This window comes from Helicobacter didelphidarum (assembly GCF_003364195.1).
GTDB classification, from domain to species: Bacteria; Campylobacterota; Campylobacteria; order Campylobacterales; family Helicobacteraceae; genus Helicobacter_A; species Helicobacter_A didelphidarum.
Genome location: NZ_NXLQ01000223.1, coordinates 1 through 424, shown reverse-complemented (window position 1 = coordinate 424; position 424 = coordinate 1). Strand labels below are relative to the sequence as shown.

General features: G+C 30.9%; 1 protein-coding gene. It reads left to right on the top strand.

Going from position 1 to position 424, the window contains the following annotated elements; genetic code table 11:
* Positions 1-20: 20 nt before the first annotated feature.
* Positions 21-424 (top strand): hypothetical protein (locus CQA53_RS12030; RefSeq protein WP_147290072.1); only part of this gene is annotated, 404 nt, incomplete at its 3' end.

Sequence of the window (424 nt, the reverse complement as noted above, 5' to 3'; positions counted from 1 at the left end):
ATGAGAGAGGAAAGCTCATAGTGCATAATGTCTATGTGGGACAAGAAAATACTATCGATAAGGTAAGCTTTGTAGTAGATAGAGAAAATTTTGATGAGAATAACTTTGAATTAAGTGTTTTGCAATATGCTCCAATATTTAATGTTCAAAAAAAATACAAAGAAGCAAAGAAGGCTTTAATTGAGGTAAGGTATTTTAGCTTTAATACTATTCAAGGTAAATTAGAGTTCGACTACGAAGTATCCAATCTCAAAGTCAATATACACAACGATACTCTAGAGCTAATCCCTACACATAATCTCAAAGATACGAGGTTGAGACATTATATGAGATGTGCTTATATGGTATTTGATATAACTGATGACAATATAGATAAACATATAAGCAATATCACTATTGAGAATAGAGCAGTATCAGGACTAAA